Annotated in this window: 6 protein-coding genes; 1 reads left to right on the forward strand and 5 read right to left on the reverse strand. The window is 57.6% G+C overall.

Annotated elements, in window-relative coordinates; translation table 11 throughout:
- Window positions 1-90: 90 nt before the first annotated feature.
- On the forward strand, window positions 91-1,701 hold the full coding sequence (locus HNQ64_RS03215) for an ABC-F family ATP-binding cassette domain-containing protein (RefSeq protein WP_184205300.1): 1,611 nt from the start codon (window positions 91-93) through the stop codon (window positions 1,699-1,701).
- Here HNQ64_RS03215 and HNQ64_RS03220 read toward each other — a convergent pair.
- The 5 genes from HNQ64_RS03220 to HNQ64_RS03240 all read right to left on the reverse strand — a co-directional run bounded on the left by HNQ64_RS03220 (window position 1,698) and on the right by HNQ64_RS03240 (window position 12,180).
- Window positions 1,698-9,677, reverse strand: coding sequence for a M36 family metallopeptidase (locus HNQ64_RS03220; RefSeq protein WP_184205302.1), 7,980 nt, complete (start codon window positions 9,675-9,677; stop codon window positions 1,698-1,700). The two genes, HNQ64_RS03215 and HNQ64_RS03220, sit on opposite strands and share 4 nt — an antisense overlap.
- A 372-nt stretch (window positions 9,678-10,049) precedes the next feature.
- Entirely contained in the window at window positions 10,050-10,496 is a 447-nt protein-coding gene (locus HNQ64_RS03225) for a thiol-disulfide oxidoreductase DCC family protein (protein WP_184205304.1), read from the reverse strand.
- Window positions 10,497-10,517: 21 nt separating this feature from the next.
- Window positions 10,518-10,940, reverse strand: coding sequence for a hypothetical protein (locus HNQ64_RS03230; RefSeq protein ID WP_184205306.1), 423 nt, complete (start codon window positions 10,938-10,940; stop codon window positions 10,518-10,520).
- Window positions 10,941-11,006: 66 nt separating this feature from the next.
- The gene (locus HNQ64_RS03235; RefSeq protein ID WP_184205308.1) at window positions 11,007-11,402 is read right to left on the reverse strand and encodes a hypothetical protein; all 396 of its coding nucleotides are present in this window, start codon (window positions 11,400-11,402) and stop codon (window positions 11,007-11,009) included.
- A gap of 256 nt (window positions 11,403-11,658) precedes the next feature.
- Complete coding sequence (locus tag HNQ64_RS03240; RefSeq protein ID WP_184205310.1) at window positions 11,659-12,180, reverse strand: GbsR/MarR family transcriptional regulator; 522 nt, start codon at window positions 12,178-12,180, stop codon at window positions 11,659-11,661.
- Window positions 12,181-12,199: the final 19 nt, after the last annotated feature.

The following is a 12,199-nucleotide window of genomic DNA, read 5'->3' on the forward strand; positions in this document are numbered from 1 at the left end:
AAAAGAATTCCCATACGATTCACTGCTTTACAGCCCCCTCAGAAAACAAGCTGCAAAGTGGTCCTAACAGTGCTAAAGGCTCTGCCCCACATGCTCACCCTCCGCGACGTCACCAAGACTTTCAATGCCCGAACGCTGTTTACCGGGGCCAACATGACTGTGAACTACGCAGAACGCGTGGCTCTCGTCGGCCCGAACGGTGCGGGCAAGTCCACGCTGTTTTCTCTGATCCTGAAGGAGGATGAGCCGGACGCGGGCGAGGTGATCCGCGATGAGTGGACGACCCTGGGCTACCTGCCGCAGGAGAGCGAGCCGGTGGGCGAGGAGACCATCCTGGATGTGGCCACGGGCAAGGCGGGGCTGATCGAGGAGCTGGAAAAGATCCTCCGCGAGTTCGAAGAACGCGGCGATGTGGCAGCCCCGGAATACAATGAGGCGCATGCCAAGCACGATGCGCTGAATGATCCGCAGGCCGAGGCGAAGGCGAAGAAGATCCTGAAGGGGTTCGGTTTCAAGGAAGAGGATTTTAGCAAACCTGCCCGTGAATACTCGGGCGGCTGGGTGATGCGTGCGCACTTGGCGCGGATCCTGGTCATCGAGCCAGATCTGCTGCTGCTGGATGAGCCGACCAACCACCTGGACCTGCTGTCCCTGATGTGGTTCCGCAATTACCTGAAGAACTACCCGGGTGCGATCCTGCTGATTTCGCATGACCGTGACTTCATGGATGAGCTGATCGAGACGGTGTACGAGATCGAAGAGAGCAAGCTGGTGCAGTACCAGGGTAACTACACGCAGTACCTGACGCAGAAGGAAGCGAACTGGGAGCGCGCCTACCAAGCCTGGAAAAACCAGCAGAAGGAGATCGAAGCGATCCAGGAATTCATCGATCGGTTCCGCTCCGTGACCTCGAAGGCGGCGCAGGCGCAGAGCCGCGAGCGCCAACTGGAGAAGATGGATAAGCTGGACCGGCCGCGCCCCTTGCGGAAGGCCTTCCGTTTCAATTTCCCGCAGCCTCCGCGCGGCGGCCAGCGTGTCATCGCGCTGACGGACATCCATCAGGCCTACGGCGAGAAGAAGATCTACCAGGGCCTGGACCTGGAAGTGGAAAAGGGCGAGCGCACCGTGCTGGTGGGCCCCAACGGCGCAGGCAAGTCCACACTGATCAAGATCATGGCCGGCGAGGTGCCTTTCCAAAAGGGCGAGCGCCGCTTTGGCACGAACATCAAGATGGGCTACTTCTCCCAGCACCGCGCCGATACGCTGGACCCGGAATGCACCATCCTGGAAGAACTAAAACGCTGCGCCCCTGAGTTGCGTGAAGACGATGCCCGCAGCATCCTGGGTAGCTTCCTCTTCAAGCGTGAAGACGTTTACAAGAAGTGCAAAGTCCTCAGCGGGGGTGAAAAGAGCCGTCTGAATCTGGTGAAGTTCCTGGTGGATCCGCCTAACCTACTTTTGATGGATGAGCCGACGACGCACTTGGACATATGGGCCATTGAGGGCCTGATCCTGGCGCTGCAAAAGTTTGAAGGCACACTGGTCTTCATTTCACATGACGTGCACTTCATCCGCAGTCTCGCGACGAAGGTGCTGCACATCAATGCCGGGGTGGTCACGCCTTACAGTGGCGGTTATGACTACTACCTGGAGAAGACAGGCGCGGAAGAGAATGCACGCGCGGCGGTGATCGCAGGCTAGTTAGAGTCCAGCCCCACCTGCACACGGACGAACTTGGCCCTCTGGTGGCCGAGTTCTGGCGTCACCCGGACCTGCACGGTCTCGGTGAGGCCGTCGTCATTGGGCGTCACAGATTCCTCCACCACATCCTGGCCGGAGGAGTCCCAGTGGGTGAGGTTTTCACTGGTCTCGATGATGTAGTGCAGGCCGCTGCGCTCAATGTGACGGCGATAGTTGAGGAGCAGGTAGGTTTCCCCGGTGGTGAGGCTCCTCCCCCGAGATGCGTGTGGCAGCATGGCGGGCCCCTGCGTGACCGCTGGCGGGATGCCCAGGGCGTGATCCAGCAGATCGGCGATGCCATTGCGATTGTTATCCCCAGCGGGATTGGCGATGCGGTAGATGCGGCTGATGACCGTGGTGGTATTCGGCGGACTGGCGCGGTCTGTCGCCGTGAGGGTAAAGACATTCGCCCCGTCCTGCAACCCTGTGAGGGACTGGTGCCAACTCGCATACCCATTGGCACTCGCCACAGGCTGGCCATTGATGGAGACGGAAGCGAGACCGCTGCCTGCATCCGCAGCCGTGCCTGAGATATCTGCACTCGTCCTGGAAAGGCAGCGGATGACAGGCGTGAGCAGGGCCAGAGCTGGCGGGGTGGAGTCCTGCGTGGAAGCAACGCTGGCTGAGGGAGCGGAATAAACAAAGGTGGGCAGTGGTAGGTGACTGACCGACCAAGAAAGCGCACCTGCGGCCCCACCTGTCACAGTACTGGTTAGGCGAGCACGCAGTCTGATGGCAGGTATGTCTGCCCCGCCGGTCAATGCATGCAGATCCGTGCCAGATGGCACGGCCGTGGCGAGAACCTGCCCCGACGGCGCTAAAACATCCACCATGACGGTGGTCTGAGCAGGCTGGTCCGGACTGAAGAGGAGCGTGCCCCAGCGGTAAAGCGAGGTGGGCTGGATGATGAGCGATTCAAACGTGCCCGCGCTTGCGGAGCCGATCTCGCTCGAGCTCCAGGTCACCTCGCCCGCTGTCACGGTCTGCTGCCAAGTCTGCGGTGTCACCGTGCTGGTGGCCACACGGCTGCGGGCGCGGTAGTGGTAGGTCTGCCCGTCCACGAGACCGCTGAAAGTGTAGCCCACCCCAGGCACCCAGGTGCCGATTTGAGATTGGGTAAAGGCAGCGTCTAGGGCGGCCTCCACTTGGATTTCCACTCCTGTAGGCACCGCAGGCCAGAGGATCTGATTCGCCAGGCCAGAGGTGAATAGCGGCTCAGGATTCAGCGCTGGAACAGGCACCACGAGGCCTTCGGGAATCGTGGTGGGGTTGACATCGAAAGGCGGTGAAATTGACACCAGTCCCCCAGGCGTAGTGATGACGAGCACCACGCTGCCACGGGCCTCGCCCAGGCTCACCGCACCCACCCAGGTGCCCTGCACAAAGGTGATGGGCGCGGCGGGTGTGACGGGCAGTGGGTAAGATCCAGAACGAGCGGTGAGGAGTGCGGTGCCGTGGTAGGGAATAAGCGCCCCGGTTTCATCCTTGGCCGTCAGGCTTAGCTGGATCGGCCTGCCCTGCACCTGGGGTGAGGCGATGGGACTAACCGCGATGTGAGCAGGCTCATCATCCAAGACCTGTACCGCGACACTGCCCCCCAGCAGGCCCGCCGAGCTGACCCGAATGAGCGCGGTCTGCTCGCCATCGCGTAGCGCATCATCCACCGGGGCCACCTCAAACGAGACACTCATCTCCCCCGCAGGCAGGATCACGATGGGCGGCACAGTCGCCGCAGAGGTGTCGCTGGAGGATAACTCCACCACGGTATCCTCACTGCGTGGCCCGGAGAGAGTGAGGGTGACCTCACTGGCCACACCCCCTTCACGCAGTGGGTCAGGTTCCGTCATGACGATCTGAGCGCTTTCATTGTCGAGCACTGAAAGTGTAGCAGTGACGGCCTGCATCCCATTCGCACTTGCGGTTAGGCTGATTTCCTGCGCACCATCGAGGAAGACATCATCCACGGCCGAGATGGGAAAAGAGGTGCTATTTTGTCCCGCAGGGATCGTCGCCACGCTGCTGTGCACCCTCACTTGGTCAGGGCTGGCTGAGCTGAGATAAACCGGGATTGGGTTTGCCAAAAAGGACGACATCTGGACCGTGGCTGTCGCGGTGGGGTTCCCCTCCATGACGGATACAGGAAGAGATAGGTTCAGCGAGGTCACTTCATCATCCAGCACGCGGATGTGGTTGTAGCTGGTGGGTTTAGCCGTGGCAGCAGCGGTGATGATGACGGCTTTGCCCAGATCGGCGATCTGATTTTGCGGTGCGCTGATGAGAATGGTGGCAGAGGTCTGCCCGGCAGGAATGGTGACGCTGCTCGGCAGGCTGAGGCGTGCCCTCGCATTGCAGGTGAAGGTCACGGTCGTGTTGAACAGCACCGGAGAAGCTAGAGACACCTGCACAGGCACATTGAGGCTGCCTTCCATCATCGTGGCTGGCAGCGCGAAGCCTATCGCACTGGTGGGATTTGCCCGGATAGCAATGCTATCCAGAGCGATGCCGTCGCTGGTGGCCGACTGGTCATCATACTGAGAAAAACGAATCTTAAAGGTGGCATTGTAGCTCCAGCCCAGGTGCTGAAGAATGGGGTCCAAATACACGCGAGTGGCCGTGCTAGCGTAGCTGGAAGATAGGCTGACGAACGAGGATATTTCATGCCAGGTCACCCCATCTTGACTGATGGCCACGCCATCAAAGTTCGCGGTGGAGCCGAAGGTGCCCAGCGGCCCCATGGGCGAGGCCGGATGATTATCATCGGAATATTCCTTCGCATACCACTCCACGGAGACATGGCTGCGCCCGGCCAGATTCACCGTCAGCGTGGGGCTATTGCGGACAAAGGTGCCCGTGGAGGAAGTGGGTGCATCCAGCAGCAGGTGATAGCTGCCAGACTTGGGCGTGTAGCCGGAAACGACTTGAGCCCGTGCGGTAGGGCTGCTGTCTGCCGTGCTCCACTGCGGCCCTAAGAGCCCGCTTTCAAACCCCTCAAAGAGCACCAGGTCTGAACCGGTGACCAGAGAAGGAGAAGTGGTGAAAATGGGCGGGCTGAAACCCACAACACCCGATGGGGCCTGGGCCCGCAGCCAGAGGGTATTCGTGGGTGATACTGGCATGAAAGCCTGCACCCCCGCACTGCCGACGCTGAAGGATAAAGGAGAATTGACGATGGGCCCCACGTTCTTGAGTTCGTAGTGCAGCAGGGTCGGCAGCTCGTCGCTAATCACAGCCACCGGACCTGTTGTCTGCGTCCAGGCGAGGGGATCTCCGTGTTGCCCATCGCTGGTGCCGGAGAGCATCCTGGCCGGGGCGGTGGTGCTGCAGCGCACGGTGGGAGCAGCCGTGGGGACCGCATTCCGAAAGGAGATATCTACCATGAGGTTCTGAATGCCATTGTAGAAAAACGGGCGTTGAAAAGCAGGGTTGGTAGCGTTGACCGCGAAGGTCGCAGCACTGAACACCGTCGTCCAGCCCCCCTCCTCCCAGGTGGCTCCAGCCAAGGAATCGCGATGGGTATGCTTGAGCCGTAGGGTGAACTGCCCCAGGGTCTGGCCACTGTCCTGATAACGGCTGAAATCCAGTCGGCCTAACCAACGAGCAAAAGCGCCTAGCTCCTCCGCAGTGTAGAGGATCTGCACACGGGAATCACGCGCTGTTGTGTTGTAAACCCGCGAAGTATTCGTGGCGGTGGTGGTGGAGCCCACGGTCTGGGTGAGCGTGGCCATCCAGGTATCCACCAGCGTCGGCTCCGCATAGCTGGAGACCGTCTGGCCTACATCGTCCACCGCTGTCACGGTGCCTGTGATGGGGGCATCTGTGGGAGTCTGAGTGGGCAGATCTGTCCAAACAAAACCATCATGCTGCACGGCGTCCACGGCAAACGGTAAACTGGTGCCCGTGCGCCCGTGCGCATCCGTGGCAGTGAAGGTCATGGAGGAAGTCGTAGCCGAGACCGCTATAGACGCAGTCGCGACGCCGTGAGAAAAATCAGTCCACGTGGCGACCGAAAAAGGCACCGCCCCTACTGCCGAATCAGTGCTGAAGGCGATGTCTCCCCGATGATTGCTGATGACTTCACCATTCATATCAAAAGCTGTTAGGCTGACCGTGAAGGGCTTATTGCGTTTTTGCGTGCTGCCGATGGGACCGAAGGTGTAATGGTCCACCTCATTATCCGCCACCGTGACCGTGCGTGTGGCGGAGGCATAACCCACAGCACTGGCCGCGATCACGACCTGCTGCGTGCCATCCCGAAGTGCATCATCCACCCCCGTCATGGAGAACTGCACCTGAGACTGCCCTGCTGGAATCATAACAGAACTAGGCATGTCCAATTCCGATGCATCACTGTTGGTTAGCAACAGGACTCGATCTGAAACCTGCACGGTGTTAACAGTGGCGGTCAGAACCACGGAGCTATCCCCTTCCCGAGTAAAACTAGGCCCCGTGAGCAGGATGGCGGGTGCGTCATCATCCACGAGCTGCGTGACTGCACTGGCGGAGACCCAACCGGGCACGGTAGCCGTGACTGTGACAGCCCGTGTCCCCTCAGCCACGGCATTGTCTGGCATCGCCATCGTCCAGCTCACAGGTGCTGTGCTGCCCGCTGGGAGTGTGACCACCGCAGGCACTGAAAGACTAGCATGATCGCAGGCCAGCATCACCTGGACTTCACGCGCAGGCGGGCTGCTGACCTGGAGCTGCCCACTGAGGACGGCGTTGCCCTCAGTGATGAGGCTGGGCAGAGTGAGTGTCAGCGTAGCACTCTCGTTATCCGTCACTGCCACAGTGGCCACGCCGGGGGCAATGCCAGAGGCGGAAGCGGTAATGCGAACTGTTTGAGTTCCATCCAGCAAGGCATCATCCACAGGCTGCAGGCTGAAGGTCTGGCTGACTTGCCCAGCAGGCAAAAGTAGGGTCGTAGGAACCAACGCAGCCGTGGCATCACTGGATGTAAGCGTCACGCTCATCGCGTGAGAACGAGGTGCATCCAGACGCACGGTGCCTGTGATGGGGGCTGCATTTTCAGCCACCGCCGCTGCCAGCTCCAGCGTGAACTCGGTCTGCGGCTCGGCCAGAAACTGAATGTCATCCACATTCCAGCCGGAGTAGTTGCCTGCATTCGTCAGAGGCTGGTAGCTCCACCGCACCTGCACTCCGGGGTGACCATCCACCACAGTGGAAATGTCATAGTCCATCAACTGCCAGTGATCATCCAACGTTGGATTACTATCGTTGACAAATACCTCCCGCCAAGGTCCATCCAGACGACGAACCTCCAGGGTGATTCGATTGTTCGTTAGGCCGGGAGTATTCAGCCATCGCTGAAACCGCAGGCGCGTGTTTTTATAAGCGGTAAAATCCAGTGCTGCAGAAGTCAGATAAAAAGGGCCTGAAGGAGTGCTGGTGGGATTGCCAGAGAGATTCACTCCATACACTTGACTGCCCGTTGCCCCTGCGGCGGGATCTGCATATCCACTCCCTCCCGTGGCCTGTCCCCCGTTGCCGCCAGGCACTCCATGCACCCATTCGCCCGTCGTCGTCCAGCCTGCGGGAGCCTCGTCCAAAGTGAATGAGTGAACCACTGGGGGAGCGATGTAGAGACGCACGCCGATGGGCTGCTTAAAACCCGTGGCCGAATTTTGAAACACCACTTGGCTGCTGTGAAAACCCGCCTTTTGTGCCCCTGCCTGAAATTGAACAGTGACGACTGTCTGAGCTCCTGGCTGCAAGCTACCACCTGAAGGCGAACAACTCATCCAAGCAGCGTCACTGCTAGCGGTCCAGGACAGAGGTTCTGCGCCATCGTTGCGAAGGGTCAAAGTCTGCGCGGTTGGGGTAAAAGAACCGCCTTTATTTCCCATCACATTCCAGCCACTGCGGTCACTGATTTCAAGCGCATCCGGAACGGTGTAGGATTCAGTGAGGCCAGTGGTGGTGGTGCTGGTCGGAGCCATGGCCCCATCTCCGAGACCGCGCTTCGCAAAGGCGGTCCAGACCTCTCCTAGATCTTCGGCATGATGCACCCAAACGGCCTGAAGGATGCCGTCCCGTGCCTGCACAAAGTTGGGATTGGAAGGGCATAATTTCATGCCTTCAGTCACCAAAAAAAGAGCCCGCTCATTGCCAATGGCAAAGCCGTGTTTCAGAATGAGATTCGCCCGCAGTTCCCATAAAAAAACGCACCACACCGTGCCCTGATAATGCACCTGAGTGGCATCCTGCGTGGCAGCGAAAGTGGGATTTCGCGGCACTTCGGGATGCCAGTTTACTTGAGTCGGATCAATGTCCCGAAAGGTGTGGGGGTTTTTCCCCATATCGGTGCTGTAGCTGTAACGCCTCGCTCCATAGTAGTAGTTTTCAGAAAACCAGTCACCGCCCAGGTAACGGGAGTAGCCTCCACGTGCCCAGTTACCATGGGGATTGTCCTGTGCCTCTGCGGTGAGCGCCATGCCGTAAAAGTCAGACCATCCTTCCCCCATCCCACGCGTGCTGAGGGCTGAAATGGTGACTGAGGGCCCTCCTACCAAACGATTGCTCAAACCATGCGCGTATTCATGCAGCACCACCTCTGCCTCGAAAGAGCCATCACGATCAGGGCTGGGGCCCGTCCAGTTAAACATCTGCATGCGCCCGCGCCCACCATCCACGGGGGTGGAAAAGTTCGCGTTGTTCGTGCCGGATCCATCTTGGGCCTCCGCATTGACCGGGTCATTTCCCTCTCCACCCCGGCCGAAGTTATCGAGCTGGAAATTGCCCGCAGCCTCAGTGAAGCCCAAGTCATAGAGGCGATCATGAGCAAAGTTGGTCCAGTAAAAAAGTTGCGTCACTGAAGCATCCTTATTCGCCCAAGGTTCTTGCGTCAGATCCAACGGAAAGTCGAAGACACGTTCTGGAGAGCCTGTGGTGAGGGGTAGATCGGCCAGGTTATCGGCATTCGCATCCACGTAGGTGTCGGTATTGTTGCCACTTGTGGTTAGACTTCCCGCAGGAATCCATCCGCCGGGGGAAGCGAGAGGACTGAGCGCCGTGGTGGTCACATTGACACGCTGCACGGGTGCAGGCTGAAGGCTGGATGGTGACTCATGCCCTGGAGAAAATGGTGTGGGGCTTTCCGCGGTAAAGACACGATACGTGGCCTCGGCATTGTAGGCGGTGAGTGAGTGACGCACTAGTACTGAGGCCGTTTCAGCATCCACCAAGACCCGATACATCTCCCCACGACTGCGGCTGGTGAGGGTGACATCCCAGGCAAGGCGTAGCGTGGTCGCATCCATGGGCACCCAAATCAAGCGCGCCTCGGCATCCGTCAGCACGGCCGCACGGAACCGCTGTTTCCGGTCTGGCTGGTCCTCGGGTGGCCCCATCGGGCGCACGGCTGTCTCGGCAATCTTTTCCCCCACGTTCTGTCCCGCCGCAGCCACAGCTTGCGCCACCGGCACTGGCGGGGCAGCCAAGAGCGCTGCGCGGTCCTTTTTGCCAGCCGCTTTTTCCGGCTGCGCTATGAACTGGCTACCGACATTGATGAGCGCGGAAGAGGCCGTGAGATTCGCCTGGAAAACCGCCTCGAAAATATCAATGCCTTCCAACTGCTGATGCCACACCACTTTGCGACTGTTGCCGCGAGGAATGCTGTAGTCTGTCACGCGTCTTGCACGATCGAGCGCCTCAGGTCCATGACCGAACACGTCATGATGCTGCTCAATAAACTTACGAATCGGAGCATCCGCATCTTGAGCTGCTAGAGAGCTTTGCCCATCGGTCAAAAAGCCCGATGTCGAAGCCACCCATTTGGGAGCTTGCGAAATGGGATCAAAATCCACCGCTAGGTGAGGCACTGCCTTTTTTAACTGGGCGACGGCACGGGCTCTTTCGAGTGGTAAATGAAGCTCGATCCCTTTTACCAAAGGGCTTCGCAGATCAAACGTGGGAAGCATTTGAGATGCTGAATCTCCCTTAGATTCGTAGGACAGTGTCAGCGGAGAAGCTTTAGCACTCCTGATTTCCTGTACCTTTTTACCTTCAAGTTTCCGAGGTAGATCAAAGGTAAACCAAGTCACCACTAGTAAAATCAACACAGCCAGAAGCAAAGCAACGGAATGTGTTGGAACTCTTTTCATCGGGGTGTTTTGTTAAACATCCCTGAAAATATCTGATTTATTATAATTACTACAAGTCATTTTTCATAACTGAAACAAGTACTTGTGCTTATATTCCAACTACGAATCTTATATATTTCCTTAGGTTCTTATGTTTGCATAATAAATTCTTATTGGTCTATAAATTTATTTACTCGAAATACGTCATTATCAATCAATGAGGTCTAGATCATGCAAAACACGCGGTGAACGTGAACTTTCATGGCCTTGAGCGAGCCTCAATATCTCCGCATCGCTCTGGAATCCCATGAGGTAAGAGAGCCTGTAACGATGCTGCGAAATCGAGTGAACAATGCCCCTGGCCAATCGCTGCATGGCTGGGTTGGCTAAACGCGCTGACCAAGCGCGATACTCTTTGAGTGCCCAAAGGCAGGTTACCCACGCACCGCCCCCCTGCCAGACCTCTCCGCTATCCGCCATGACGACGATTTCTTGGTCCGCCTGCAAATGCCGGATGCTAGGAAGCCGATGTGCAGCTTCAGGCGAATCATAAGGGACAAATTCCAGCCTGACATACGCTGGCTGACGGCTGAGCCACCCCCTGACCTGCGAGCATAAGCCACAATGGGCATCATAGAAGACGGTGAGGGTTTTCATCAGGCATTGGGGTAGAAGTTTCTAGCGGCTCTTTACAGGGTAGCGCCGGGCGAGATAAAGGCTGGCCGTGAGGCCGCACACAGCGGCCAGCAAAGACATCGCAAGGAGGTCGGGCACGTCTGGTTCAGGACTGTTGAGTAAGGAGGGCACAAACAGGGTCAGAAATCCCGCGACACCTCCGGCGAGTGCAGCCGGTTTGGGGTGTCGCCACCTGGACGTCTCACTCACGCATAGATCCACTGGCAAAAAGACCAGCAACCAAGCTCCGAAAATGACAGCGGCCGTGGCACCCACCCACAAAGGCATTTCTCCAGTTACCTTGGGGAGGTGGTCGAAACGAAACTGGTAATGCCCCCACGAAATGAGAAAGGTCACAATATTGCAGGCCACCCATCCCCAAAACATGGCCACAAATGTGCGAGAGAACTTGTGCTTTAGTTTCATGATGGTTTTTCTTGTTAGGCCTCGCCATGCTCGCGCCTACATGAGCGCAGGCAGGCGAGTTCTGGGTTATCCGACATCCACTCTCAGCATCGGGGGGACGGGAGGTGGCATGGTGGCGAGCTGGCCACGCCGACGCATCCTGGTGAAGACCACCAGATTGAAGAAGTGCATGCCCCCCAGCACCAGCAGCACGATGCCCATCTTGCCACTGAGGATTTCAAAGACGCCTTGCGCCCCAATCACACTCTCCGAGGTCTTCAGATAAAGCGAAACGAAGCCGATATTGATGAGGTAAAAACCCACGACCAGGAGGTGATTGACACTGTCTGCCAATTCCATGTTTCCTTGGAAACATTCGACGAGGAAGATGCGCCCATTCTTGTGAAGCGTTCGCGCCACCCAGACGGTCAGGGTGATGGCAAGGACGAGGTAGAGGGCGTAAGTGAGGGTGGTAGCATTCATCTTTTTGGTTAGGCTTGAATTTTTAAAAGGTGTTTCAAAGAGTGAAAAAGGCCGTGGCACGGTGTTTGGAATGCGCGTCTTCGGATGGATAAAAAATCGTCCTTAGCAGGCTGTAGAGTGTCTTGGCTAGCCCTTTGGTTGGAGCGAAATTGAGAGGTGCTAGTGGTGGCTTTGTGGGAGGAGGTGTTTGGTTCATAATGCTTTTATATTTCGTACTTTCGGTAACTTCTGAAAGTTTATGGCAAAAAAAGAGACATCAGCTTAACAGACGCATGGCCCACTGAAGGGCTGAGGAGTGTTTCATGCCTGAGACGGTGTCTGAAACCTTCATGCCGAATTCGACGAACTCCTGGAGCTCCTTCATCTGTCGGTGAAAGTCTTTCCCGGGGCCGCTAGGTTCTTCTTTGGTCTGCTCTGCACAGCTTTTGAGGACCGACAGCGCTGGGTCCAGTTCACGGCGTTTGCGCTCCCGCGCGATGGTGATAAACATCTTCCAAACATCCTTCTCAGCCTCAAAGTATTCGCGGCGTTCGCCCTTTTTTAGAACACTGCGCACCAGCCCCCATCCGACCAACTCACGAAGATTGGTATTGGCATTGCCACGACTGACCTGGAGGCGTTCCATGATCTCTTCCGTGTGCATGCACTCAGGGGCGGTCATCAGCAGCGCGTGGATTTGAGCCATGGTGCGGTTGATGCCCCAGTTGCTGCCGAGGGCTCCCCACTGCGCAATGAACTCCTCTCGCGAGGTTTCCCAATTGGCAGCTTCATCCCTCATCTTATTTTCAGATTATACT

It is taken from the genome of Prosthecobacter dejongeii (assembly GCF_014203045.1).
GTDB lineage: Bacteria > Verrucomicrobiota > Verrucomicrobiia > Verrucomicrobiales > Verrucomicrobiaceae > Prosthecobacter > Prosthecobacter dejongeii.

Excerpts from the sequence above, each read along its gene's own strand:
- HNQ64_RS03230 (WP_184205306.1), bottom strand. The coding sequence starts at position 10,940 with ATGAAACTAAAGCACAAGTTCTCTCGCACATTTGTGGCCATGTTTTGG.
- HNQ64_RS03215 (WP_184205300.1), top strand. The coding sequence starts at position 91 with ATGCTCACCCTCCGCGACGTCACCAAGACTTTCAATGCCCGAACGCTG.
- HNQ64_RS03235 (WP_184205308.1), bottom strand. The coding sequence starts at position 11,402 with ATGAATGCTACCACCCTCACTTACGCCCTCTACCTCGTCCTTGCCATC.
- HNQ64_RS03220 (WP_184205302.1), bottom strand. The coding sequence starts at position 9,677 with ATGCTTCCCACGTTTGATCTGCGAAGCCCTTTGGTAAAAGGGATCGAG.
- HNQ64_RS03240 (WP_184205310.1), bottom strand. The coding sequence starts at position 12,180 with ATGAGGGATGAAGCTGCCAATTGGGAAACCTCGCGAGAGGAGTTCATT.
- HNQ64_RS03225 (WP_184205304.1), bottom strand. The coding sequence starts at position 10,496 with ATGAAAACCCTCACCGTCTTCTATGATGCCCATTGTGGCTTATGCTCG.